Genomic DNA, 24,831 nt, shown 5'->3' on the forward strand with positions numbered 1-24,831 from the left:
AACTCCTCAGTTAGTAATGAACTTGGCGCTGACGTAAGGCGCGTAGTCCGGCAGCACGGCGTCGACCTTGCCTTGTTCCTTGAGGAACGCAGCCGTATCGGTCACGGCCTTGGTAGTCGGGGCGCCCAGCAGGGTCACTTGGTCAGCGGCCAGCGGGTAGACGTTGCCTTGCAACAACAGCGGGATATCGCTGGCCTTAGCGCCGGATAGCTTCACCCGCTTGTCGACGTTGCCTTTGTCGGCGAGCCAGGCTTGTGGGTCTTTGCGGTAGGCGGCGTAGGCATCCAGAGTGACTTTGGCGAAGGCCGTGACGATTTCCGGGTGCTTCTCGGCAAAATCCTTACGCACGATCCACGCATCGAACGTAGGCGCGCCGAACTTGGCCAGCTCGCCAGAGGTGATCAGCACTTTGCCGTTCTCCTTGGCTACGCCCAACGCGGGATCCCACACGTAAGTGGCGTCGATGTCACCGCGCTTCCAGGCCGCGATGATCGCCGGTGGCGCGAGGTTGAGGATGGTCACTTTCGACGGGTCGATGTTCCAGTGCTTGAGTGCGGCCAACAGGCTGTAGTGGCCAGTGGAGACGAAGGGCACGGCGATCTTTTTGCCGATCAGGTCCTGGGGGCTGTTGATCCCCGAACCGGTGCGCGCCACCAGGGCTTCGGCCCCGCCAATCTGGGTGGCGACGAGGAAGGTTTCCACTGGCACTTTGCGGGTGATCGCCGCGGTCAGCGGGCTGGAACCGAGGTAGCCGATCTGCACGTCACCGGAGGCGATGGCGGCAATGATGTCGGCGCCATTGTCGAATTTGCGCCAATCAATTTTGGCGTTGGTGGCTTTTTCATACGCGCCGTCGGCCTGGGCGACTTTGGCCGGATCCACGGTGGTCTGGTAAGCGATGGTCACATCAGCCGCCTGGGCAAACAGGCTGGCACCGGCCAGGGACAACGCCGCCAAGAGGCGCAGGGGGGTTAAAAGTTTCAAGGGGAAGCTCCTCAATCAGGCGGCCGAGGGTCGGCGTGAGAGGAGACTAAATGATCTAAGAATCCGAAAATAAATAACATTTTCGAATTAGCTTATGTGGGGAAAGGTTGAAGCAAGTCTTGAGCTTGATGAGGGCAAATGTGGGAGGGGGCTTGCGCCCGATGGCGGTAGCTCAGCCACTGATGAGTGACTGACGCTCTGCTATCGGGGCAAGCCCCCTCCCACATTTTGAGCCGGGTTCGGCTTCAGTTAGTTACTGATGGCGAGAATGCTCGCCTGGTACGACCCCACAAACACATCAAAATCGCCCACTTCGTTCTGCTCCAGCTCCGCCTGTTGCGCCAGTGACTTGCGCGCCAGGTCTTCAAAGCGCGCCTGCTCTTCTGCGGGCAACGGCTCACGGCGGAAATACTCGGCATGCACCTCGCTCTGATGCAGGGAAAACTGCGCGAAACTCTCTTTGCGCTCGGCCATCGCGGCCAGTACCTGCGCCGACGGGGTCAGCGATGGGTCGTTGACCTTAGCAAGCTGGGCGTCCAGCGCCTGGCTGTGCTCGCTGATGCCATGGCTCTGATCGAGCAGGGCGGCCAACGGTGCAATCTTCTCCAACAGCTCGGTGGCCCATTCCTTCATGTCCACCGGCGCGCCGTCGCGCTGCAATTGCAGGCCCGGACGGCGACCTTCCTTGACCACGCTGAGGAAGTTGGCGGTGGCATTGCCGCACGCGTTGTTGGCGAACAACGGGCTGTCGTTCAGCGCGCAGTACAGCAGGAACGCGTCGAGGAAGCGCGACTCGGGCAGGTCGATGCCCATCGGCAAGAACGGGTTGATGTCCAGGCAACGCACTTCGATGTACTGAATGCCGCGTGCCACCAGCGCCTGGATTGGTCGTTCACCGGTGTAGGTCACGCGCTTGGGGCGGATGTTGGAGTAGTACTCGTTTTCGATCTGCAGGATGTTGGTGTTGAGCTGTACCCACTCACCGTCCTTGTGCGTGCCGATTTCGACGTAAGGCGCGTAGGGCGTTGCTACCGCTTCGCGCAGGCTGTCGGTGTAGCTCGCCAAGTCGTTGTAGCACGGCGTCAGGCCGGCCTGGGCGTTGCTCTGGTAACCCAGGTCACTCATGCGCAGGCTGGTGGCGTAGGGCAGGTAGAGGGTGTCGGCGTCGAGCACTTCCAGCTGGTGCGAGCGACCGCGCAGGAAACCCGCGTCCAGGGCCGGTGAGGCACCGAACAGGTACATCAGCAGCCAGCTGTAACGGCGGAAGTTGCGGATCAGCGCGATGTAAGCCGTGGACTGATAGTCGCGGTCGGTGCCGACGAACCCTTCAGTTTCCTTGAGCAACGGCCACAACTGTTCCGGCAGGGAAAAGTTGTAGTGGATGCCGGCGATGCACTGCATGGTCTTGCCGTAACGCAGGGCCAGGCCCTTGCGGTACACGTACTTGAGCTGTCCGATATTGGAGGTGCCGTAGTAGGCAATCGGAATATCTTCCTCGGCCGGCAACGGGCACGGCATCGAGGGGCTCCACAGGTATTCGCTGCCCAGCTTGGTGTAGGCAAAGCGGTGGATCTTGTCCAGGCTGCTCAGAGTATCGGCCGGGTTGGGCAGGGCTGGGGTGATGAACTCCAGCAGCGATTCCGAGTAGTCTGTGGTGATCTGTTCGTGGGTCAACGCGGCGCCCAGGGCTTCCGGGTGCGGCGTTTGCGCCAGGCGACCTTCACCCGTGACACGTAGGCACTCACGCTCGATGCCATGCAGGCACTGCTCTAGCAGGGAGAGGTGTTCGCGCTTGCCGAGCAGAGCCAGGCGGCGGTTGAGAAGTTCGCTCAAGTTGGATTCCTTCACGCGTCAGTCGCCCCAATATGGGGGTGGGCAGGACGGTCTACAAGGGTGAAGTTAAAACTGGCGTGATCGCCTGGTTGTGAGTCGATTTGACCCGCGGTAAAAAAGCCTACTTCACTCCATGAATTGGGCCATAGCGCAGCAGGAAAATTCCGACGCCGTTATCGCAGCGCCGAAATTAACTCAAATCGTGGGTGGTGAGCTATAGGACAGCGAAGGTGCCCTGTGCTTTTGCGACAAGTCGTTCCTCCTGATACACATCGGCTTCGACCACCAGGGTGCGCCGGCCGGCGTGAATCACACGGCTGGTGCACAGCACATCCCCGTCTTCCACGGCGCGGATGTAGTTGATCTTGCACTCGATGGTCGCGCTCTGCTGGTCGAAACCATGGGAACTGGAGCAGGCCAGCCCCATGGTGATGTCTACCAGGCTGAAAATCGCCCCGCCATGGAGCTTGCCCGCGCGGTTGCGCAGGTGCGGCTCCAGGGTCAGGGCCACCTCGGCAACGCCTTCTTCCAGGCGTTGCAGGCGGCAGCCGATCAGTTCGCTGAAGGCGCTCTGAGTCAAACCGGCCGGGATTTCCATCAACGTTTCTTCAACTGCTTGGCGTTGGCGAACAGCGAGGCCATGGCATTGTTGCTTGGCGCCGCGGTTGCGGTTTCCTTGCGCGGTTGACTGCTTTCGGAGCGGTTCTGAGACTGGCGCGGCGCCGAGCCTGGGCGTGCGCCACGGGCACCGTCGATTTTCTCGCCGGGGGTGTCGCTCATACGCATAGACAGACCAACGCGTTTGCGCGGGATGTCGACTTCCATGACCTTGACCTTGACCACATCACCGGCTTTCACCGCTTCACGTGGGTCTTTAATGAACTTCTCCGAAAGTGCGGAGATATGCACCAAACCATCCTGATGCACGCCGATGTCCACAAACGCGCCAAAGTTGGTCACGTTGGTCACCACACCCTCCAGGATCATGCCCAGCTCCAGGTCCTTGAGGTCTTCGACGCCGTCCTGGAACTCGGCGGTCTTGAACTCAGGACGTGGGTCGCGGCCTGGCTTTTCAAGCTCTTGCAGAATGTCGGTGATGGTCGGTACGCCGAACGTTTCGTCGGTGTACTTCTTCGGGTCCAGGCGCTTGAGGAACGCAGCGTCACCGATCAGCGAACGGATGTCGCGGTCGGTCTCGGCGGCGATGCGTTGCACCAGCGGATACGCTTCCGGGTGAACGGCCGAGGAATCCAGCGGGTTGTCACCGTTCATTACGCGTAGGAAACCGGCGGCTTGCTCGAAGGTTTTCTCGCCCAGTCGAGCGACCTTTTTCAACGCGGCGCGGGTTTTGAACGCGCCGTTTTCGTCTCGGTGAGTGACGATATTCTGCGCCAGCGTGGTGTTCAGGCCGGAGATACGGGCCAGCAGCGCGACCGAGGCAGTGTTTACATCCACGCCAACCTTGTTCACGCAGTCTTCCACCACCGCATCCAGGCCGCGCGCCAGCTTCAGTTGTGACACGTCGTGCTGGTACTGGCCGACACCGATGGATTTAGGGTCAATCTTCACCAGTTCGGCCAGCGGATCCTGCAGGCGACGGGCGATGGATACCGCGCCACGGATCGACACGTCGAGGTCCGGGAATTCCTTGGAAGCCAGTTCCGACGCCGAGTACACCGAAGCGCCCGCCTCGGAGACCATGACCTTGGTCATCTTCATGGTTGGGTATTTTTTGATCAGTTCGGCGGCAAGCTTGTCGGTTTCACGGCTGGCGGTGCCGTTGCCGATGGCGATCAGGTCCACCGAATGCTTGGCGCACAGGGCGGCCAGAATCGCGAGGGTCTGGTCCCACTTGTTATGCGGCACGTGCGGGTACACGGTGGCGTGGTCCAGCAGCTTGCCGGTGGCATCGACCACGGCGACCTTGCAGCCGGTGCGCAGGCCCGGGTCGAGGCCCAGGGTGGCGCGCGGGCCGGCTGGTGCGGCCAGCAGTAGGTCGTGCAGGTTGTGGGCGAAGACGTTGATCGCTTCGGTTTCGGCGCCGTCGCGCAATTCGCCCAGCAGGTCGGTTTCCAGGTGGGTGTAGAGCTTGACCTTCCAGGTCCAGCGCACTACTTCACCGAGCCACTTATCAGCAGGACGATTCTGATTCTGGATGCCGAATTGTTGACCGATCATGCCTTCGCACGGGTGCATGGTGCCCGGCAGCTCGTCGCCGACTTTGAGTGCGGAGCTGAGAATGCCTTCGTTGCGGCCACGGAAAATCGCCAGTGCACGGTGGGACGGCATGCTCTTGAGCGGTTCGTCGTGTTCGAAGTAATCGCGGAATTTAGCGCCTTCTTCCTCTTTGCCGGCGATGACGCGAGCGCTGATGATGGCTTCCTGCTTGAGGTAGGTACGCAGTTTTTCCAGAAGGCTGGCGTTTTCGGCGAAGCGCTCCATGAGGATGTACTTGGCGCCTTCGAGGGCTGCCTTGACATCGGCAACGCCTTTTTCAGCGTTGACGAAGCGCGCGGCTTCGGTGTCCGGGGTCAGCGACGGGTCGTTGAACAGGCCGTCGGCCAGTTCGCCCAGGCCGGCTTCGAGGGCGATCTGGCCCTTGGTGCGGCGCTTTTGTTTGTAGGGCAGGTAAAGGTCTTCGAGGCGGGTTTTGGTGTCGGCGAGCTTGATGTCGCGCTCAAGCTGCGGGGTCAGCTTGCCCTGTTCCTCGATGCTGGCGAGGATGCTGATACGCCGTTCGTCGAGTTCTCGCAGGTAGCGCAGGCGCTCTTCCAGGTGACGCAGTTGGATGTCGTCGAGGCTGCCTGTCACTTCTTTTCGGTAACGGGCGATGAAGGGCACCGTGGAGCCTTCATCCAGTAGAGCGACGGCCGCTTCGACCTGTTGTGGGCGTACACCGAGTTCCTCGGCGATGCGGCTGTTGATGCTGTCCATAAAACCACCTGAAATTCTTAGAAGCAGCTCGCAGGCCCGGAAAACAAGGCCTTGCGCAGCTGGTTGAGCGGCCCGACTGGCGCCGCTGCCTGGGTCAAGAGGCAGCCTATTGACCCTCGAAATCGGAAAAATCGCGACAAGCGGGTAAAAAAGCTTGGCAGTAAAAAGGTAACGATCTGACGTCGCCCTGTATGAGGGCGCCGCATTATAACCAGCGTTTTGTCCTTGAGGGCTACTGCGCGGGTGGTTGTAGGGCGCGGGTTTGCTGGCAGTTGAGGAAAAATCTGCTAACAATGCACACGGTGCGTATAACGACAGCTACGCCATAATGCGCGCCGAGATAAGAGGAGCATCTAATGAGCAGCACTGCACAAACTGCTGAAGGCGAAAAAATTCTCATCGTTGATGACGATCCAGGGCTGAGCAGCCTGCTGGAGCGTTTCTTCAATTCCAAGGGCTACCGTGCCCGCGCGGTGCCGAACACCGAGCAGATGGATCGCCTCCTGGGGCGCGAAGTATTCAACCTGGTCGTACTCGACCTGATGCTGCCCGGCGAAGATGGCCTGACCGCATGCAAACGCCTGCGCGGCGCGAACAATCAGATTCCAATCATCATGCTCACCGCCAAGGGCGATGAGCTGAGCCGCATCAAGGGCCTTGAACTGGGCGCCGATGACTACCTGGCCAAACCCTTCAATCCGGATGAGTTGATGGCGCGGGTCAAAGCCGTATTGCGCCGTCAGGCACCGCCAGTACCGGGCGCGCCAGGCAGCGAAGACGAAAGCGTTACCTTCGGCGACTACGAACTGTCGCTGGCGACCCGCGAACTCAAGCGCGGCGATGAAGTGCACATGCTCACCACCGGCGAATTCGCCGTGCTCAAGGCGCTGGTGATGAACGCTCGCCAGCCGCTGACACGCGACAAACTGATGAACCTGGCTCGTGGTCGTGAATGGGACGCCCTGGAGCGCTCCATCGACGTGCAAATTTCCCGTCTGCGCCGGATGATCGAGCCGGACCCTTCCAAGCCACGGTATATCCAGACTGTCTGGGGCGTGGGTTATGTGTTTGTGCCGGATGGCACCGCAACCAAGTGATCGATGATTTGCAGGGCGGGCATCCTGGCGTTTGACTCCATGAGGGTCGACGGGATGCCCGGCGTCTGCAATTCTGCGAGCGCCGCTCGTTCCTGCAAGGTGTCCAGCTTTCATCTATGAAAACCCCGCTGTGGTTCCCACAAAGTTTCTTCTCCCGCACCCTTTGGCTGGTGCTGATCGTCGTTCTGTTTTCCAAAGCGCTCACGCTGGTTTATCTGCTGATGAACGAAGATGTGCTGGTGGATCGACAGTACAGCCACGGTGTGGCTTTGACGCTGCGCGCCTATTGGGCCGCCGATCCCGAGAACCGCGAGAAGATTGCCAAGGCCGCCACTCTGGTACGCGTGGCGGGTGCAGGTGTGCCGGAAGGCGAGCAACATTGGCCTTATAGCGAGATTTACCAGCGCCAAATGCAGGCCGAACTGGGTGAAGACACCGAAGTACGGCTGCGTATGCATGTGTCTCCTGCATTGTGGGTACGTGCGCCGAGCCTGGGTGAGGACTGGCTGAAAGTGCCGCTGTACCCTCATCCTTTGCGGGGGCAGAAGATCTGGAACGTGCTGGGCTGGTTCTTGGCGATCGGGCTGCTTTCCACAGCATCCGCGTGGATCTTTGTGCGCCAGCTCAACCAACCCCTTAAACGATTGGTGTTTGCCGCCCGGCAATTGGGTCAGGGGCGTAGCGTGCGCCTGCCGGTCAGCGATACACCGAGTGAAATGACCGAGGTATACGGCGCGTTCAACCAGATGGCAGAGGATGTCGAACAGGCCGGGCGCGAACGCGAGTTGATGCTGGCCGGTGTCTCTCACGACCTGCGCACGCCGCTGACACGCTTGCGACTGTCCCTGGAGTTGATGGACAACCATACCGATCTGACCGACGACATGGTCCGCGATATCGAGGATATGGACGCGATTCTCGATCAGTTTCTGGCGTTTATCCGCGATGGCCGCGATGAGGTGGTTGAGGAAGTCGACCTGACGGATTTGGTGCGCGAGGTGGTTGCGCCCTATAACCAGAACGGCGAACAGGTTCGGATGCGCCTTGAGCCGATCCAGCCGTTTGCGTTGCGACGTGTGTCGATGAAGCGCCTGTTGAACAATTTGATTGGCAACGCCTTGCATCACGCCGGTTCTGATGTGGAAGTGGCGGCGTACGTTTCGGGCGACAGCGCCGCACCTTATGTGGTGCTGAGTGTGATGGACCGTGGCACGGGGATCGACCCGGCGGAACTGGAGGGCATCTTCAACCCGTTTACTCGTGGGGACCGTGCACGCGGTGGCAAAGGCACGGGGCTTGGGCTGGCAATCGTGCGACGAATTGCCTCGATGCATGGTGGCAATGTTGAGTTGCGTAATCGCGAAGGCGGCGGCCTTGAGGCGCGGGTGCGTTTACCGTTGGGCTTGATGTTGCCCCGAGACGCGGTCTAACAAACAACGCAGATCAAAATGTGGGAGGGGGCTTGCTCCCGATTGCAGTGGGTCAGCTACCAATAAGCTGGCTGATCCACCGCTATCGGGAGCAAGCCCCCTCCCACATTTGGTTTACGTGTGCCACAGACTGCGTTTTATCAGCCCTTGCCCTTGGTCCTGGTCATATTCGGCCCACCATTCTTCTCTAGATGCTGAATGATGATCCCCGCCACATCTTTGCCAGTGGTGGTTTCGATACCTTCCAGGCCCGGGGATGAATTGACTTCCATCACCAGCGGCCCGTGGTTCGAACGCAGGATATCTACCCCCGCCACGGCCAACCCCATCACCTTGGCCGCCCGCAGCGCGGTCATGCGCTCCTCAGGGGTGATCTTGATCAGGCTGGCACTGCCGCCACGGTGCAGGTTGGAGCGAAACTCTCCAGGTTTGGCCTGGCGCTTCATCGCCGCAATTACCTTGTCGCCCACCACGAAGCAGCGGATATCCGCACCCCCTGCCTCCTTGATGTATTCCTGCACCATGATGTTCTGCTTGAGGCCCATGAATGCCTCGATCACCGACTCCGCCGCGGTTGCGGTTTCACACAGCACTACGCCAATGCCCTGTGTGCCTTCCAGTACCTTGATTACCAGTGGCGCGCCGTTGACCATCTCGATCAGGTCCGGGATGTCATCGGGTGAGTGGGCAAACCCGGTGACCGGCAGGCCGATCCCCCGGCGCGACAGCAGTTGCAGCGAACGTAATTTGTCCCGCGAGCGCGCAATGGCCACGGACTCGTTCAAGGGAAACACCCCCATCATCTCGAATTGGCGCAGCACCGCGCAGCCATAAAACGTCACCGAAGCGCCGATCCGCGGGATTACGGCATCAAAGCCTTCCAGCGGTTTGCCTCGGTAATGGATCTGCGGCTTGTGGCTGGCAATGTTCATATAGGCACGCAACGTGTCGATCACCACCATTTCGTGGCCACGTTCGGTGCCGGCCTCGACCAGGCGGCGGGTGGAATACAGACGCGGGTTTCGCGACAGCACAGCAATCTTCATGCAGCACCTGGGGCAGAAATAGTAGAGACCGGGAACACCGGCTTGTCTTGAACGTACTTGATGCCGGGGTTGACCACCAACTGGCCGTCAATCAGCGCCTTGGAACCCAGCAGCAAGCGGTAACGCATAGCCTTGCGGCAGGCCAGGGTGAACTCCACCCGCCATACCCGATCACCCAACGCCAGGGTGGTGCTGATCACATAGCGCACCTGCGCATGGCCGTTGGAGCTCTTGATGGTTTTCATCGTCACCAGGGGCGCTTCGCAGCGGCGGTGGCGCAGTTGCACAACACTGCCCAGATGTGCGGTGAAGCGCACCCACTTCTCACCGTCGCGCTCAAAGGGTTCGATATCGGTGGCGTGCAGGCTTGAGGTGCTGGCACCTGTGTCGATCTTCGCGCGCAGGCCTGCCACTCCCAAGTCGGGAAGTGCCACCCACTCACGCAGACCCACAACGGTCAAATGGTCAAATGTCTTCAATATGGGTAACCGGTCAATTAGCCCAAGCTTTCGGTGAAACCTCGGCCAGGGCTTTGAATGCGGGCTTGGCGAACCAGTAGCCTTGCATGAGAAATATTCCACAGTCAGACAGAAAGTCTCGCTCTCCGGCACTTTCGATGCCTTCGGCGATGACAGTAACGTTCAACTGCTCACAGATTGTGACAATCCCCCGGACGATCACCTGACGGACACGATCCTGGTCCACATCGCGGATAAGAGCCATGTCGAGTTTGATCAAGTCAGGTTGGAAATCGGCCAGCAGATTCAGCCCCGAATAGCCCGCTCCGAAATCGTCGATGGCGGTCTTGAAGCCGAATTCGCGGTATTCACGCAGAATATTCGTCAAATGGCGATAGTTATCTACATGCTCGCTTTCCAGTGTCTCGAAAATCAGTCTGTTCAGCGGGAAATTGTGCGCGCGAGCCGCCTCCAGGGTGCTGCGGATGCACAACTCCGGACGGTACACGGCGTTGGGCATGAAATTGATGGAAAGATGGGTTTGCATCCCCATGGCTGCTGCGCCGGCAATTGCCTGGGTGCGGCAGCGTTGGTCGAAGCGGTAGCGATTGCTTTCGTTAACCTGGCTAAGCACCGACAACGCGCCTTCGCCTTGTGTACCGCGCACCAAGGCTTCGTGGGCAAAAATCGAATGGTCCCGAAGGTCTACGATAGGCTGGTAGGCAAACGCAAAATCGAAACCCAGGGGCTCGCTTTGCTGGCAGCCTACGCAGCGCTGGTCAGGCGAGGTGAGTGAAGTGGGAAAGTCGGTCACGGCGTATCCTCGCGAAAACAGGGTGCTACCTGGCGTATCTTAGGTGAGCCTTGAGGTTTATGCGTCGAAGGGTTTCAACGGTAAAGTTGCGACATTTTTCAGAGCGAGGAATTCAAGTGGCTCAAAAGCAGGAAGAGGAAGAAAAGGTTCGCCTGGACAAGTGGCTGTGGGCCGCGCGTTTCTATAAAACCCGTGCCCTGGCCAAGGCGGCGATAGAGAGTGGCAAGGTGCACCATCGTGGCGAGCGCTGCAAGCCGGGCAAGGAGCCACGCGTCGGCGATGAGTTTCAGATTCGTACCGGTTTTGATGAAAAGACCATTGTGGTCCAAGCACTTTCCATCGTGCGTCGTGGCGCACCTGAAGCTCAGGCGCTCTACACCGAGACCGACGCTAGCATCGCCAAGCGCGAAAATGCTGCGGCGATGCGCAAGGCGGGGGCTTCAGGCCTGACCACCGATGGTAAGCCGAGCAAGAAGCAACGCCGCGATCTCTTCAAGTTTCGCGGCAGTGGCAGTGATGACTGATTGCGCAGAACCCCAGCCGAATTAGGGAGGGAGCCAGCCCCCTCGCTCATTCGGCCTGCAGCGTTAAGGGGATGTGCGCACGACGCTCAATCCTCCGATCACCGGCAGCTTGCCAAGTAACCCGAAGATCGGTGTTGTCACGTGTAACAAAGCGACCGACACCTTTGCCGCAAACGGCGTGTAATACCCCCAGCCCAACGCCAACAGCGCCAGCAGCACTCCGCCGATGTAATCGTCCTGCCCCCAATGCGCACCTGCCACCAGCCGCGGCATCATAAACAACAGCGCCAGGCCCCAGATCACCAGCACTTGGCTGATGCGCTTGGCGAACACCGTCATGAACATCCCCCAAATCAACAGCACAGACGCATGATCCCCAGGGAAGCTTTGGCTCGAACGGTCCTTCAGCTCCCAGGTCTTCTCCAGGCCAGGAAAGTAATCACTCATCTGAATGGCCCCGCCGATCACCATCGACGGGCTGCTGTGCTGCCAGCCCATCTGTGCCGCAAGTTTGGAAAACAGCATGCGGATAAACAACAGCAGCAACAAAATGCCGACAAAACCTAACAGCGCCTGACGCACCTGCACGGCCTTGAACACCCATTCGCCGCGAACCAGCAGCGACAGCAGGATCACCCCGACCACCGCATCAAACGGTCGCAAACTGGCCACGGCCCAAATGTGCAGCCACGTTGCGTTGGTTGCCAGAGGGTCATTGAGCAGATGAAACAGCCACTCGTCGAAAATCACACAGAGCATCTGGCCCGTGGGCCACAGCCAAAAACACAGCAGCGCGATAGCGAGTAGATTGCACAGAGCCCATCGCCGGAGGTTCCACTTGGCTTGGAACAAACCCGGATTGTTCATAAACTGTCCCTCTTCGCTCTATTTAAACTCTCTGTTTCCAGGAGAAATTCGCACCAAAACGGTGCTAAAGCGTTTAATTCTATAAACCTTGTAATCAATTTGTCATCAATTCAGATACCCAGACCTATGACTGATCTACCGGATACCGACTTCACCCAACGCTTCATCTTCGACGAGAGCGACGCCCGCGGCGAAATGGTTTCGTTGGAACTCAGCTACGCCGAAGTCCTCGCCAAGCACCCCTATCCTGAGCCGGTCGCGCAACTGCTTGGAGAGCTGATGGCCGCTGCGGCGTTGCTGGTCGGCACCATGAAGTTTGACGGTTTGCTAATCCTGCAGGCCCGCTCCGAAGGCCCGATCCCGCTGCTGATGATCGAGTGCTCCAGCGAACGTGAAATCCGCGGCCTGGCCCGTTATGACGCCGACCTGATTGCCCCGGACGCCATGCTGGCGGACCTGATGCCCAACGGCGTCCTGGCGCTCACCGTCGACCCGACCGTAGGCCAGCGTTACCAGGGCATCGTCGACCTCGACGGCGAAACCTTATCGGATTGCTTCACTAACTATTTCGTGATGTCCCAACAAGTCGGCACCAAGTTCTGGCTCAACGCAGACGGCAAACGCGCCCGTGGCATGCTGTTGCAGCAATTGCCGGCCGACCGCATCAAGGACGACGACGATCGCGCTGAAAGCTGGCGGCACACCATCGCTCTGGCCGACACCCTGAAAGCCGAAGAGCTGCTGGGCTTGAACAACGAAACCATCCTGCATCGCCTCTACCACGAAGAACCTGTGCGCCTGTTCGACGCGCAAACCTTGCGCTTCCATTGCAGTTGCTCCCGCGAGCGTTCAGGTAGCGCATTGGTCAGCCTGGGTCTGGAAGATGCGCAAAATCTGGTGGTGGAACACGGTGGCAACATCGAGATCGACTGCCAGTTCTGCAACCAGCGCTACCTGTTCGATGCTGCCGATGTCACTCAATTGTTCGCTGGCGCAGGCATCGACACGCCATCCGACACCCGCCACTAAAACGTTTGAGCACAGGTAAATCACCTGACAAATGCCGGATTAGAGGTGTTCTGACGGGAGGGCCCTACTCTTTTTGGGCTTTTCTGGCATAATCCGGCCCACTTTTTTCGCGGTAGTAGTGCGCAACTTTCTACTACAAAACGTTTGGAGCACTCGGCCATAGGCCGACGGGGAACCTCATGACGCAAGCCAATAACGCCGTATACACCGATCTGAGTGTTGACGATCTGGTCAAAGAAGCCCTGCAGCGCGGTGAAGGCGTGCTTGCCGATACTGGCGCACTGGTCGTAGAAACCGGTCATCGCACCGGTCGTTCGCCGGTCGACCGTTTCATCGTTGAAGAGCCTTCCACCCAGGACGCTATCGCCTGGGGCCCGATCAACCGCAAGTTCCCGGCCGACAAGTTCGATGCCCTGTGGGCTCGCGTCGAGGCTTTCAACAACGCGCAAGAGCACTTCGTTTCCCACGTTCACGTAGGGGCTGCCGAAGACCACTACCTGGCTGTGAAAATGACCACCCAGACTGCCTGGCAGAACCTGTTCGGTCGTTGCCTGTTCATCAACCCGGCCCAGTACAACCCAGCCGGCCGTGACGAATGGCAAGTGCTCAACGTGGCTAACTTCGAGTGCGTGCCAGAGCGTGATGGCACCAACTCCGACGGTTGCGTGATTCTCAACTTCGCACAGAAAAAAGTACTCATCGCTGGCATGCGTTACGCCGGTGAAATGAAGAAAGCCATGTTCTCGGTGCAGAACTTCCTGCTGCCGGCTTCCGACGTACTGCCGATGCACTGCGCCGCCAACATCGGCGAAGCGGGCGACGTGACCCTGTTCTTCGGCCTGTCCGGCACCGGTAAAACCACCCTGTCGGCCGACGAAAGCCGTTACCTGATCGGTGACGATGAACACGGTTGGGGCGAAGGCGTGGTGTTCAACATCGAAGGCGGTTGCTATGCCAAATGCATCGACCTGTCCGAGAAGAACGAGCCAGTTATCTGGAAAGCCATCAAGCACGGCGCAGTATTGGAAAACGTCGTGATCGACGACGCCAAGCACGCCGACTACGCCGACGTGAGCCTGACCCAGAACAGCCGCGCCGCCTACCCGCTGGAGCACGTTGCCAAACGTTCCGAGAAGAACCTGGGCGGCGAGCCAAACGCAGTGATCTTCCTGACCTGCGACCTGACCGGCGTACTGCCACCAGTGTCTATCCTCAGCGAAGAACAAGCGGCCTACCACTTCCTGTCCGGCTACACCGCATTGGTGGGTTCGACTGAGATGGGGTCGGGTAGCGGCATCAAGTCGACTTTCTCCACCTGCTTCGGCGCGCCATTCTTCCCACGCCCAGCCGGCGAATACGCAGAGCTGCTGATCAAGCGCATCCGCGGCTTCGGCTCCAAGGTCTACCTGGTCAACACCGGCTGGACCGGCGGCGGCTACGGCGTTGGCAAGCGCTTCAACATCCCGACCACTCGCGGTGTGATCGCAGCGATCCAGAGCGGCGCGTTGATCGGTGCTGAAACCGAACACCTCGACACCATCAACCTCGACGTGCCATTGGCCGTACCGGGTGTTGAAACCGGCCTGTTGAACCCACGTAACACCTGGGCTGACAAGGCCGCTTACGATGAAGCAGCGAAGGCGCTGGCGGGTCTGTTCATCGAGAACTTCAAGAAGTTTGAAGTGAGCGATGCGATCAAGGCTGCGGGTCCTAAGTTGTAAGATTCGCGTGTTGTGAAAAAGCCGCCTCTTGTGGGCGGCTTTTTTATGCGCGAAAGGTTAGTCGGCGATGTGCAGAGCTACTGCTCCGATCAATACCAATGTAACCCCCAGCACCTGCACCGCAGTGAGCCGCTCCTTGAAAAACACAAACCCCAGAATCGCCGCAATCCCACCTGACAACGTACTGATCACCGTCACCACCGAAACCGACCCCGCCATCGCACCCCATGAAAACGCCGAGAACCCGCCGAGATTCATCAAGCTCGCGCCGGTCAGCGTCGCACAGTTTTTCAGTGGCGGGATTTTCAGGCCATCTTTGATCTTCAGCACCATCATTACCAGTACGCACACGCCCACCAGATAACCCAACCAAAGCATGGTGATCGGTCCCAACGCGGGTAGTGTGTAGCGGCCTTGCAGCCAGAAACTGGCGCCGTACAACAGTGCGGCGAGCATGGCGTAGGCGATGGATAGGCGGGGGTTGTTGTGGGGTACGCCGTTGTCCTTGTGGATGCTGGAGAGGATCACGCCGATGACGCATAGGGCAATGCAACCGAGTTGTATAAGGCTGATGTGCTCGCCGCTGGCCCAGGACAATAAGGTAGTGACCACGCCGTACGATGTCACCAGTGGTGCAACGATGGCGGCTTTGCCCATGGCGAAGGCTTTGGACAGCGCGAGAGCGCCGGACACGGTGAGCAGCGCGGCTGCGATGCCCAGCAGCCAGGCGCTTAGCGGGGCGTCGAGGGATTTGAAGAGAAAGGTCGGCAACATGACCAGTAGCAAGGTCATGATCAGGAAGCCGAGCGCCTGGCCAAAGTAAACGGCGCGTTTAACGCCGACAGCCCGGGCATTGAGGCCCACGAGGAAATCCGTGCCACCCCAGAGCAGGGCGGCCAGCAGGCCCATTGTTACGTCCATGTATCGTCCTTTCTGAAGACTCAATTTCCTTTAACAGCCCCGCTTGCCGGCAATGGCGACCTCAAGACCGCCATCGCCGGTAAGCCGGGCTCTTACAGGGGGCTGCGTGTTAGCTCAGGTTTTCCAGCGTCTGCGTGTCCCAGCTGTGAGTCTTGATGGCTAGATAGAGCATGCCGATGGTCAGTGGAACCTTGTTGCCGCGCCCCTTGGCCCGACGCTTGAGGAACACATCAAAGACCGGCGGGTTGAAGTAACGATAAGTGTCGTAGTCGCCCAGGTCGAGTACGAATTCCTGCTCCAGCGCTTCCATCAGTTGCTTGGCTTCACTGCCGTCACAGCCCAGGTCGAAATTGAGTGAGGTTTGCAGGCGGATAGTCTTGTGTTTCGGCAGGCCGATTTCTTCGTGCAGCAGTTGCAGGAGTTGCTGCATGACGGGGTCTTCGGGGAAGTCGGGGGCGAGGTTCATGGTGGGGGCACGCAGGAGTGGGTGAAGAGGGAGGTCGCGTTTCAAGCGGAATTTGTTTCGGGTGATGAAGAGTGCCAAGCCTATCAAGAATAGGAATACAGGCAGGAGGGGCATTTTAAGGATTACTGCTACGTAGGGTAGTAGGAATGCCAACGTAACGCCTGTCGCGAGCAACGTGATAGCAAATCGCTTTCTGAGTATTGGGGTTGTGATTTGGTGATTCAAAACAAGGTATAGCGCCACAAAGGCGACAATTTGAACGCAGATAGTCATGGATTCTGACATTCCATGGCTTCGAGGGAATAGCTGCGAATAATACTTTTGGTGATCGCACCCACAGCGGTGGCAGCGGCGCGCGCTATTGGTTTTGAAAACGGGTGAATTGGCGCACTGAAAAGTCCCGCTAACGCTAGAGCGATAAGGGGCCCGCGTTCATTGAGCAAATCTGCCTGCTGCCGGTTCAGCGGCTTAGCGATTGCGACAGTCATTTTGCAAGGCAAATCACCGGGTAGCATTTTTCCGTAGAGATCCGCCAGCCGATAGCGAACTTCGGTTGCGCGGGTGCCGGCTTCCAAAAGGCAGAGGTTTGCCAGTGCTTGTCGATGGGCGGGTAGAACGCTAAACCGAATCACCGCGAAGGTGATGCCGTAGTGGCCAATGTATTGAGTCCTTTCGATGTTCACAGGTTTCTGCCGGGAAAGTTGAGGCCGCGCTATTTTCATTCAGCGACGGGTAACTTCTGTAGAGGGTTAAGCGGGTGTCTGGAGCAGTTTGGGAAGGAGATGTCGTGACCCGTGGAAATTTCCTACGACTGTTTCAGGCATTTGTGGCTTGGCATCACATTTTCTACAAAAACTCCGCCAGTGGCCTGAATTAAGCGTATGTTTCACCGCAAAATCTTGTAGGGCGATTTCCGCCCACTACTTAAAGGGAGTTAAGCATGGGTTTGCTTCGTGTCGCTTCGGCGATGTCATTGTGTGCGTTGGCTTTTTCCGTCCAGGCCGAACAGTTGCCGATTGAAGTGCTAAGCGCCGTGGTCAAGGATCAGAAAATCGCCGACGCCGAAGTGCTGCTGCAACGCAACGGCGCGCAGAATGTGGTGGGTCGCACCAACGCCCAGGGCCAAGTGACGCTGACCAGTGAGGCCGCCGATGACGCGAGCAACCTGCTGATCATCAAGAAGCCCGGCTACTCCAACCTGGTGGTGAAGTGCCCATGCGCGGGCATGACCTACGCCATCAGCCCGGTGATGGAAAACCTCGATAGCCTGCGTGTGGTGCTGACCTGGGGCAAGACCCCGAGTGACCTCGACTCCCACATGATTTTCCCCGGCAATAACATCTATTTCGAGAACCAGAAGGGTACCGACGCCGAGTTGGATGTGGATGACACCGACAGCTACGGCCCGGAAACCATCACCCTGCAGAAAAAGCACTACGGCGAAAGCTACGTCTATGCCGTGCACGACTACAGTAATGGCGGCAACCCAGGCTCGCGCCAATTGTCCGACAGCGAAGCCAAGGTGTTCGTGTACATGGGCCAATCGCTGGTGCGCACCTACTACGTGCCTAAGAACCGCAGCGGCAACCTGTGGACGGTGTTCCGCATGACCGGCAGCGGCGACTTCCAGGACATCAACACCTTCAGTGGCGTGACAGTGAATGCCGCCAATGTGCTGAACGAAGTCAAACCGCTGCTGGATGACAGCGTCGCGGTCACCGCAGTCACCGTTAGCTCTTCTGTACAGACTGATGCGAAGAAGCTGAACCTGAAAGGTGAAGCGGCTTACCAGGCAGGCAATCTGGATCAGGCGATTGACTACTTCCGTCAGGCCATCGATCTGGATAACAGCTTCGGCAAGGCTTACGGCAACCTCGGCCTGGCGTATCAGAAAGCCGGTAACACTGCCGAGTCGATCTGGGCCAACCGCAAGGCTATCGCCCTTGCCACCGGCGCCAATGCTGCGACCGTGCGTGCAGGTGCCTACTACAACATTGCGCGGATCTACGAAGCGGCGGGGCAGTTCCAGGATGCGCTGCGTCACTACCAGTTGGCCAAGGAACAGAAAGCCAACCCGGTGTATGACACGGCGATTGAGCGGGTGCAGAACCGCTGATTCAGCTGTAGCGCAGTTCTAAAGATGTGGGAGGGGCTTGCTTCCTCCCACATTTGGATCGGTGTGTTTCCTACTGCATCATCAGGTTATTCCCACTTCGGCCCTGGGCCATCTCCCAGCCTGTGTATCATCCTGTCTCTTTTTCCATGCGACCTTTCTCGATCCGCTGAGCTTACTGGGCTACGTTTTTAAGCCACCTTCAGCGGTCAATGGAGTGACAGCCTATGCACGACACCCTCCAGCAGGTCTTTGGTTATCCACAGTTTCGTTTGGGTCAGGAAGAAACGGTCAGCGCCGTTCTGGCCGGTCGTTCGGCGGCTGCAATTTTCCCTACTGGGTCGGGTAAATCCCTGTGTTATCAGCTGTCAGCAGTGTTGCTGCCGCACCTGACGCTGGTGGTCTCGCCACTGTTGGCACTGATGCAGGACCAGTTGGGCTTTTTGCAACGCCATGGCATTTCGGCGGGCAGTATCGATTCGGCCCAGAGTCGTGACGACGCCAATGACGTGATGGCCCGCGCCCGTTCCGGTGAGCTGAAAATCCTGATGATTTCCGTGGAGCGCTTGAAGAACGAGCGCTTCCGCAACTTCCTGCAAAGTGTGCAGATCTCTCTGCTGGTGGTGGACGAGGCGCACTGCATTTCCGAGTGGGGCCATAACTTTCGCCCGGACTACCTGAAGCTGCCGGACTACCAGCGTCAGTTCAAGATCCCACAAGCGCTGCTGCTGACGGCTACAGCCACGCCCAAGGTGATTGCCGATATGCAGGCGAAGTTCGCCATAGCGCCGGGTGATGTGGTGACTACGGGGTTCTATAGGCCGAACCTGAACCTGTTGGTCGAACCGGTCAGCGGCGCGGACAAACGCCGTCGCCTGGTGCAGTGGATGAGCGAACGGGCCAACCAGCCGAGCATCGTCTACGTCACCCTGCAAAAAACCGCCGAGCATATTGCCGAGCATCTGAACCGCAATGGCATACAGGCCGAGGCGTATCACGCCGGCTTGCCCCACGACAGACGTGAGGGGATCCAGCAGCGCTTCATGGGCGGGCGCTCCAATTGCATTGTCGCCACCATCGCGTTTGGCATGGGCATCGACAAGAGTGACATCCGCAATGTGGTGCATTTTGACCTGCCCAAATCCATCGAGAACTACAGCCAGGAAATAGGTCGCGCCGGGCGTGATGGGCAGCCGTCGGACTGCCTGGTGTTGGCTAACCGTGACAGCCTCAATGTGCTGGAAAACTTTGTGTACGGTGACACGCCTGAGCAGGAGGGGATCCGCCGGGTGCTGGAGGATTTGCAGGCGGCGCGCGGTGAAGGGCAGTGGGAGTTTCTACTGAGGTCGCTGTCGGATCACAGCAATATCCGCGAGCTGCCACTCAAGACCCTGCTGGTGCAGTTGGAGCTCAAAGGCGTGATCGCGCCGCGCTACGCGTTTTATGCCGAATACCGGTTCAAATACCTGATTGAGCCCGAAGCGTTACTGGCGCGGTTTTCCGGTGAGCGGCAGCAGTTTGTCGCAGCGATTATTCAAGTGTGCAAGCGTGCGAAGACCTGGGCGACGGTGGATTTCGACGCGCTGTATCAGCAGCACAATGCCGAGCGCAATCGTGTGGTGAAGGCGCTGGATTACTTCCAGGAGCAAGGCCTGATCGAGCTGGAAAGCAAGCAGATGACTGAGGTCTACAGCCTGCTGAATACCGAATTTGATCCACAGGTGTTAAGCGCCGAGTTATACACAGGCTTCAAGCACCACGAGGTGACAGAAGTGGCGCGGATTCACGCCATGCTCGATCTGTTCGCCACCGATCATTGCTTGGGCCAGCGCTTGGCCCATTATTTTGGTGATGAAAAAGCCCCCCATCGCTGCGGACATTGCTCGGTCTGTCACGGCCATGTGGCGCACCTGCCATCACCTCCGGGCTTGCCGCCGCTTGTGGATAAAAATTTCATGGAGCTGTGCGGTGATTTTATCCACAGGCATCATGAGCACACGGGCCAACTGCCGGGTGCCGAGCGACTGACGCGCTTTCTCGGGGGTATCAGTGTGCCGTTGTTTACCAAGCTGAAGGCGCGGGGCATTCCCGGTTTTGCTGCGCTGGAAGACTATCCCTATGCCGAAGTACGCAGTTGGGCCGAAGTCCATTTGAATGACCTGTAAACCCACTTTCACCAGAGGTGCCCATGCCTGATTCAGTGCCACAGCGTGCCGATTACCCTCACTTCCAGCCGATCATCACGCGCTGGCACGACAATGATGTGTACGGTCACGTGAATAACGTCACCTACTACAGCTTTTTCGACACGGCGGTGAATACCTACCTGATTGAGCAGGGCGGGCTGGATATTCATGGCGGCGAAGTGGTGGGGTTCGTGGTGAGTTCGGCGTGCGATTACTTCGCGTCGATTGCCTTTCCCGAGCGTATCGATATTGGCTTGCGAGTGGGCAAGTTAGGCAATAGCTCAGTGCAGTATGAGTTGGCGGTATTCAAGACAGGCGAAGAGGAAGCCTGCGCGGCGGGGCGCTTTGTGCATGTGTTTGTGGATCGGGGGTCGAACCAGCCGGTGACCATTCCGGGAGTGTTGCGCGAGGCGCTGCAGCGGTTGGTGGTCTGACGGCAAAAACCAATGTGAGAGGGTGCAAGCGTGCTCTCACATTGGTTTTGCGGCGTTTTTTAGAGATTACCGGTGACGGTAGTGATGCTTGTTCTTGCGATGCCCATAGGCATGGCCGCGGCCGCGATGGTCATCACGGTCATAGCGACGGTTGTCGCGCCCACGATCACGACGATCATCGTCATCGCTCTTGTTGCCCATGTAGTTGCCCAGTGCACCGCCCGCGCCACCGCCTGCAGCCGAGCCGATCAGTGCACCTGTGCTACCGCCGACACTGCGGCCTACGACGTTGCCGCCGGCCGCGCCCAGGGCGCCGCCAATAGCGGCTTCGCCACGGCTGCGCTTGTCAGCGCCGACCGCACTACCACCTGCGCCACCGAGGGCCGCGCCGATGGTCGAACCGGTGTTGCCGCCCAACTGCTGGCCGACGACAGAACCTAGAACCCCGCCCAATGCGCCGCCTACACCGGCTTCGGTGGTGCCACCGGCCATGGCTGCGCCACTGACCAGGCCAAGGGACAACAAGAGAATCGAGGAGAACTTCATTCGGGAAACCTCAAGAGGATGACGGCGCGATCCTGAGGCTGTATTGACATTGTGACAATAGAATTCCGACCAGTAACACGAGTTGTACACAATCCTCTAAGTTACTGTTTTTAATCGGGAACTTAAGTGGTTTTTGAGGGTCTTTAACTACTTCGGAACGGCCGCTTTTATGCAAAAGCGGCCTTTTTTGTGTCCGAAATGATCAGTCAGGCTGTCCGGGCCATGATCAGGCCATTATCGCTTGCGGCTTCCAAGCGGATCGCCACGAACTTCGATGTTGGCGTATGGCTGCCATCCCCGGTGCTTTCCAGCGGCACCAGCGGGTTCACTTCCGGATAGTAAGCGGCTGCCTGCCCCGCCGGGATATCAAACGCCAGCAACGTGAAGCCCTTCACACGACGCTCACGGCCATCTTCCCACAGCGACACGATGTCAGCCTTCTGCCCCGGCTTGAAGCCCAGGCGGATGATGTCGGCTTCGTTGACGAACAGTACGTCACGCTGGCCTTTCACCCCGCGATAGCGGTCATCCAGGCCATAAATGGTGGTGTTGTACTGATCGTGGGAGCGCATCGACTGCATGATCAGATCCGGTACCCGGCCAGTGGCGTGGGTGCGTTCGTGGATCAAGTCTTTGGGCAGGATGTTCGGGCGGAAGTTGGCGCGACCCGAAGGCGTGTTCCAACGGCGCGCGCCGGCGGAGTTGCCTAAGTAGAAGCCGCCTGGGTTTTTGATCTTGTCGTTGAAGTCCTTGAAGCCTGGAATGGTATCGGCAATCAGGTCGCGGATACGGCTGTAGTCGGCCACCAGCCAGTTCCAGTCGACCGGCTTGCTGCCCAGCGTCGCGGCGGCAATGCCGGCCAGGATTGCTGGCTCGGACTTCATCAGCTTCGACAGGGGTTGCAGTTGGCCATTGGAGCCGTGAACCATGCTGAACGAGTCTTCCACCGTGACCGCCTGCGGGCCGTCGGCCTGGATGTCGATGTCGGTACGGCCCAAACACGGGAGGATCAGCGCGTCCTTGCCGTGCATCAGGTGGCTGCGATTGAGCTTGGTGCTGATCTGCACGGTCAGGTCGCAATTACGCAGTGCTTCGAAGGTGCGCGGGCTGTCCGGGGTAGCTTGGGCGAAGTTGCCGCCCAGGCCGATAAATACTTTGGAGCGGCCTTCAAGCATCGCGTGGATCGCTTCCACCACGTTGTGCCCGTTGGTACGCGGCACCTGGAACTGGAAGCGACGCTCCAGGGCGTCGAGGAACGCCACCGGTGGACGTTCGTTAATGCCCATGGTGCGGTCGCCCTGCACGTTGCTGTGGCCGCGCACCGGGCACAAGCCGGCGCCTGGGCGGCCGATGTTGCCGCGCAGCAGCATCAGGTTGGCGATTTCCTGGATGGTCGGTACCGAGTGGCGGTGCTGGGTGATGCCCATCGCCCAGCACATGATCACGTTTTTGCCTTTGGCGTACATGCGTGCCGCTTGCTCGATCTCCACCAGTGGGAGGCCGGATTGCGCGACGATTTCATCCCACGAGGTGTCGTCGATCTGGCCCAGGTAATCGAGCACGTTGGCCGTGTGCTCGTTGAGGAAGTCGTGGTCGAACACGGCTTCCTTGCCTTCGGCCTGCGCCTGGCGTTCCCACAGCAGCAGGAACTTGGCCATGCCGCGCAGGATAGCCATGTCGCCACCCAACGCTGGGCGGAAGTAGGCGGTATTGGTCGGCTTGTCGCCGTTGGTGAGCATTTCCAGCGGGTGTTGCGGGTGCTGAAAACGTTCCAGGCCGCGCTCTTTCAGCGGGTTGATACACACCACTTGGGCGCCGCGTTTAACCGCTTCACGCAGCGGTTCAAGCATGCGCGGGTGGTTTGTGCCGGGGTTTTGGCCCCAGACGAAAATCGCATCGGCATGTTCGAAGTCATCAAAGGTCACGGTGCCTTTGCCGACGCCCACGCTTTGCGCCAAGGCCACGCCGCTGGCCTCGTGGCACATGTTCGAGCAATCCGGGAAGTTGTTGGTGCCGTAGGCGCGCACGAACAGCTGATACAGGTACGCCGCCTCGTTGCTGGCCCGGCCCGAGGTGTAGAACTCGGCCATATCCGGGCTTGGCAGTGCGTTGAGGTGCTGGCCGATCAGGTCGAAGGCTGCTTCCCAACTGACGGGTGTGTAGCGGTCTGTTTCGGCGTCGTAGCGCATCGGCTCGGTCAGGCGGCCCTGGTATTCGAGCCAGTAATCGCTCTGTTCCAGCAGCGCAGTGACGCTGTGTTTGGCGAAGAATGCAGCGTCTACACGACGTTTGGTGGCTTCCCAGTTGACCGCCTTGGCGCCGTTTTCGCAGAACTTGACCATGCCGCTTTCCGGCGAGTCGCCCCAGGCGCAGCCCGGGCAGTCAAAGCCGCCGTTCTGGTTGGTCTTGAGCATCATGCGCAGGTTTTTCAGCGCGTTGTCGCTGGTCAACCACGCCTGTGCCACGCTGATCAGCGCGCCCCAGCCGCCCGCAGGGCCTTTGTAAGGCTTGTAGCGCGGGGTTGGGGTTTGGTCGGCTTGATGATGATTGCTCACGGCTGGTTCTCCATCGCAGGGCTGTAGACCCGCGGCGCACTTTTCTGCGGCAGGTGGATGAGATTGAGGTTGTGCCGGCGGGCCCATTGCAGCGCCAGGCCGGTGGGCGACGACAGGCTGACGAGGGTCTGGATGCCTGCGCGCAAAACTTTCTGGATCAATTCGAGGCTGCAACGACTAGTGACAATCGCCAGGCCGCCATCGGTCGGGATCTTTTGGCGGATCAACGCACCGATCAATTTATCGAGCGCGTTGTGCCGGCCAATGTCTTCGCGGCCCATCAACAGTTCGCCTTGGCTGTTCATGAACACCGCCGCATGCACCGCGCCGCTGTATTGGCCCAGAGGCTGAAAGGCGCTGATGCGCTGGCGCAGACCATCAAGCCATTCGGCGGGTGGCAGTGGTGCGCCGGGCAGGACCTTAAGGTCCGGCAAGGCTTGTTCCACCGCTTCTACACCGCACAAACCACAACCGCTGGTGCCCGCCAACTGGCGACGTTGTTGCTTGAGATTCCAGAACGCGCGGCTGGAAATCTGCACCTGAGCGTACTGGGTCGAGCCTGAACCGCTGAGTTTGAGATCATAGATGTCGCTAACGTCGGCGATAATGCCGCTGCCGATGCTGAAGCCGACGATAAAGTCTTCCAGGTCTGTCGGCGTGACCAACATGACTGCCTGGCTGATGTCGTTATAGGCGATCGCCAACGCCACTTCTTCCGCCAACGCAGTGCTGGCGACCTCTGTGTGTTCGAGATTGCAGTATTGGTAGCTCTGGCTGGCGGCGGGCGCGGGCGTTTCAGAGGCGGGCGCCGCGCAGACTGGGCGCTTGGCGTTCATGGGGCAGTACCACCGGCGGATTGGTCAGCGTTTAGAC

The 24,831-nt window shown here is 59.1% G+C and carries 22 protein-coding genes; 8 read left to right on the forward strand and 14 right to left on the reverse strand.

Annotated elements, in window-relative coordinates; genetic code table 11:
• Positions 1-6: 6 nt before the first annotated feature.
• The 4 genes from tauA to BW43_RS22320 form a co-directional block, all read right to left on the reverse strand.
• A complete protein-coding gene (gene tauA, locus BW43_RS22330) occupies positions 7-984 on the reverse strand; it encodes a taurine ABC transporter substrate-binding protein (RefSeq protein ID WP_032884934.1) in 978 nt (325 codons plus the stop codon).
• Positions 985-1,233: 249 nt separating this feature from the next.
• Positions 1,234-2,817 (reverse strand): glutamate--cysteine ligase, encoded by a 1,584-nt coding sequence (gene gshA, locus BW43_RS22325; protein WP_032884935.1) that lies wholly within the window; start codon positions 2,815-2,817, stop codon positions 1,234-1,236.
• 214 nt (positions 2,818-3,031) lie between these two features.
• Positions 3,032-3,415, reverse strand: a complete 384-nt coding sequence (locus BW43_RS0127240; RefSeq protein WP_050442803.1) for a PaaI family thioesterase — start codon at positions 3,413-3,415, stop codon at positions 3,032-3,034.
• Positions 3,415-5,751 carry a Tex family protein gene (locus BW43_RS22320; RefSeq protein ID WP_032884937.1) on the reverse strand — a complete coding sequence of 779 codons (2,337 nt, stop codon included), beginning with the start codon at positions 5,749-5,751 and terminating at the stop codon, positions 3,415-3,417. The genes BW43_RS0127240 and BW43_RS22320 overlap by 1 nt, the downstream gene beginning before the upstream one ends.
• Before the next feature lie 356 nt (positions 5,752-6,107).
• Here BW43_RS22320 and ompR point away from each other — a divergent pair, with 356 nt between their 5' ends.
• Together ompR and BW43_RS22310 are read left to right on the forward strand one after the other, a co-directional pair.
• Positions 6,108-6,848, forward strand: coding sequence for a two-component system response regulator OmpR (ompR, locus tag BW43_RS22315; protein ID WP_015373500.1), 741 nt, complete (start codon positions 6,108-6,110; stop codon positions 6,846-6,848).
• Between the two features lie 116 nt (positions 6,849-6,964).
• Positions 6,965-8,278: an ATP-binding protein gene (locus BW43_RS22310; protein WP_032884939.1), complete on the forward strand. Its 1,314-nt coding sequence runs from the start codon at positions 6,965-6,967 to the stop codon at positions 8,276-8,278.
• Positions 8,279-8,418: 140 nt separating this feature from the next.
• Here BW43_RS22310 and rimK read toward each other — a convergent pair whose 3' ends face one another.
• The 3 genes from rimK to BW43_RS22295 are packed head-to-tail and all read right to left on the reverse strand — an operon-like array spanning position 8,419 to position 10,596.
• Positions 8,419-9,324, reverse strand: a complete 906-nt coding sequence (rimK, locus tag BW43_RS22305; protein WP_003171022.1) for a 30S ribosomal protein S6--L-glutamate ligase — start codon at positions 9,322-9,324, stop codon at positions 8,419-8,421.
• Complete coding sequence (locus BW43_RS22300) at positions 9,321-9,770, reverse strand: ATP-dependent zinc protease (protein ID WP_177326413.1); 450 nt, start codon at positions 9,768-9,770, stop codon at positions 9,321-9,323. The genes rimK and BW43_RS22300 overlap by 4 nt, the downstream gene beginning before the upstream one ends.
• A 46-nt stretch (positions 9,771-9,816) precedes the next feature.
• Positions 9,817-10,596, reverse strand: coding sequence for an EAL domain-containing protein (locus BW43_RS22295; RefSeq protein WP_032884942.1), 780 nt, complete (start codon positions 10,594-10,596; stop codon positions 9,817-9,819).
• A 116-nt stretch (positions 10,597-10,712) separates the two neighbouring features.
• Here BW43_RS22295 and BW43_RS22290 point away from each other — a divergent pair, with 116 nt between their 5' ends.
• Positions 10,713-11,120, forward strand: coding sequence for an RNA-binding S4 domain-containing protein (locus tag BW43_RS22290; RefSeq protein ID WP_032884944.1), 408 nt, complete (start codon positions 10,713-10,715; stop codon positions 11,118-11,120).
• A 63-nt stretch (positions 11,121-11,183) separates the two neighbouring features.
• Here the strand turns inward: BW43_RS22290 and BW43_RS22285 are convergent, their stop codons facing one another.
• Entirely contained in the window at positions 11,184-11,987 is an 804-nt protein-coding gene (locus tag BW43_RS22285; RefSeq protein WP_032884946.1) for a phosphatase PAP2 family protein, read from the reverse strand.
• A 126-nt stretch (positions 11,988-12,113) separates the two neighbouring features.
• Between BW43_RS22285 and hslO the strand changes: the two genes are divergently transcribed.
• Both hslO and BW43_RS22275 read left to right on the forward strand, forming a co-directional pair.
• Entirely contained in the window at positions 12,114-13,016 is a 903-nt protein-coding gene (gene hslO / locus BW43_RS22280) for an Hsp33 family molecular chaperone HslO (RefSeq protein WP_032884948.1), read from the forward strand.
• Positions 13,017-13,195: 179 nt separating this feature from the next.
• A complete protein-coding gene (locus BW43_RS22275) occupies positions 13,196-14,737 on the forward strand; it encodes a phosphoenolpyruvate carboxykinase (RefSeq protein WP_032884949.1) in 1,542 nt (513 codons plus the stop codon).
• A 57-nt stretch (positions 14,738-14,794) separates the two neighbouring features.
• Here the strand turns inward: BW43_RS22275 and BW43_RS22270 are convergent, their stop codons facing one another.
• The 3 genes from BW43_RS22270 to BW43_RS0127250 form a co-directional block, all read right to left on the reverse strand.
• The gene (locus BW43_RS22270) at positions 14,795-15,658 is read right to left on the reverse strand and encodes a DMT family transporter (RefSeq protein ID WP_233896925.1); all 864 of its coding nucleotides are present in this window, start codon (positions 15,656-15,658) and stop codon (positions 14,795-14,797) included.
• Positions 15,659-15,767: 109 nt separating this feature from the next.
• Positions 15,768-16,124, reverse strand: coding sequence for a DUF1493 family protein (locus BW43_RS0127245; RefSeq protein ID WP_032885003.1), 357 nt, complete (start codon positions 16,122-16,124; stop codon positions 15,768-15,770).
• A gap of 269 nt (positions 16,125-16,393) precedes the next feature.
• A complete protein-coding gene (locus BW43_RS0127250) occupies positions 16,394-16,807 on the reverse strand; it encodes a hypothetical protein (protein WP_177326412.1) in 414 nt (137 codons plus the stop codon).
• Between the two features lie 257 nt (positions 16,808-17,064).
• Between BW43_RS0127250 and BW43_RS22265 the strand changes: the two genes are divergently transcribed.
• The 3 genes from BW43_RS22265 to BW43_RS22255 all read left to right on the forward strand — a co-directional run bounded on the left by BW43_RS22265 (position 17,065) and on the right by BW43_RS22255 (position 20,857).
• Positions 17,065-18,240 carry a tetratricopeptide repeat protein gene (locus BW43_RS22265; protein WP_032884951.1) on the forward strand — a complete coding sequence of 392 codons (1,176 nt, stop codon included), beginning with the start codon at positions 17,065-17,067 and terminating at the stop codon, positions 18,238-18,240.
• A gap of 224 nt (positions 18,241-18,464) precedes the next feature.
• A complete protein-coding gene (locus tag BW43_RS22260; protein WP_032884952.1) occupies positions 18,465-20,402 on the forward strand; it encodes an ATP-dependent DNA helicase RecQ in 1,938 nt (645 codons plus the stop codon).
• Positions 20,403-20,425: 23 nt separating this feature from the next.
• The gene (locus tag BW43_RS22255; RefSeq protein ID WP_032884953.1) at positions 20,426-20,857 is read left to right on the forward strand and encodes a thioesterase family protein; all 432 of its coding nucleotides are present in this window, start codon (positions 20,426-20,428) and stop codon (positions 20,855-20,857) included.
• A 66-nt stretch (positions 20,858-20,923) separates the two neighbouring features.
• Here the strand turns inward: BW43_RS22255 and BW43_RS22250 are convergent, their stop codons facing one another.
• The 3 genes from BW43_RS22250 to fdhD all read right to left on the reverse strand — a co-directional run bounded on the left by BW43_RS22250 (position 20,924) and on the right by fdhD (position 24,794).
• Positions 20,924-21,403 (reverse strand): glycine zipper domain-containing protein, encoded by a 480-nt coding sequence (locus BW43_RS22250; RefSeq protein ID WP_032884954.1) that lies wholly within the window; start codon positions 21,401-21,403, stop codon positions 20,924-20,926.
• Between the two features lie 206 nt (positions 21,404-21,609).
• Positions 21,610-23,958 carry an FdhF/YdeP family oxidoreductase gene (locus BW43_RS22245; RefSeq protein WP_032884956.1) on the reverse strand — a complete coding sequence of 783 codons (2,349 nt, stop codon included), beginning with the start codon at positions 23,956-23,958 and terminating at the stop codon, positions 21,610-21,612.
• A complete protein-coding gene (gene fdhD, locus BW43_RS22240; RefSeq protein ID WP_032884958.1) occupies positions 23,955-24,794 on the reverse strand; it encodes a formate dehydrogenase accessory sulfurtransferase FdhD in 840 nt (279 codons plus the stop codon). The genes BW43_RS22245 and fdhD overlap by 4 nt, the downstream gene beginning before the upstream one ends.
• Between the last annotated feature and the right edge of the window lie 37 nt (positions 24,795-24,831).

Source organism: Pseudomonas sp. RIT357 (assembly GCF_000632245.1).
GTDB classification, from domain to species: domain Bacteria; phylum Pseudomonadota; class Gammaproteobacteria; order Pseudomonadales; family Pseudomonadaceae; genus Aquipseudomonas; species Aquipseudomonas sivasensis.